Below are 361 nucleotides of genomic sequence, written 5' to 3'. Positions count from 1 at the left end.
TACCTGAACCGTGCGGACCTGACGGCCGAGAAATTCGTAGCCAATCCGTTCGTGCCAGGTGAACGATTATACCGCACAGGTGACTTGGCGCGATGGATGCCGGACGGCAATGTGGACTTTATCGGCCGGATGGACTATCAAGTGAAAATCCGGGGCTATCGGATCGAGCTGGGCGAGATCGAAACGGCGATCCAGCGGGTGCCGGGTGTACGTCAAGCGGTAGTCATCGACCGGACGGATGAGCGTGGACACAAGTACTTGTGCGGATACATCACAGGAGAAGCTGAGCTGCGGATCGAGGAGGTACAGGCCGAACTGGAAGCCGGACTGCCAGCGCACATGGTGCCTGCACGTTTGATGC

Annotated in this window: 1 protein-coding gene; it reads left to right on the top strand. The window is 58.4% G+C overall.

Features of this window, described 5'->3' with window-relative positions; translation table 11 throughout:
• Nucleotides 1-361, top strand: a 361-nt coding sequence (locus tag G9G53_RS25785; protein WP_165150891.1) for an AMP-binding enzyme, incomplete at both ends; no start/stop codon positions are given.

This window comes from Paenibacillus sp. EKM206P (assembly GCF_011066155.1).
Lineage (GTDB): Bacteria > Bacillota > Bacilli > Paenibacillales > Paenibacillaceae > Paenibacillus > Paenibacillus polymyxa_D.
The sequence above is the reverse complement of the archived record's forward strand: the minus strand, read 5'-3'. Positions and strand labels throughout refer to the sequence as shown.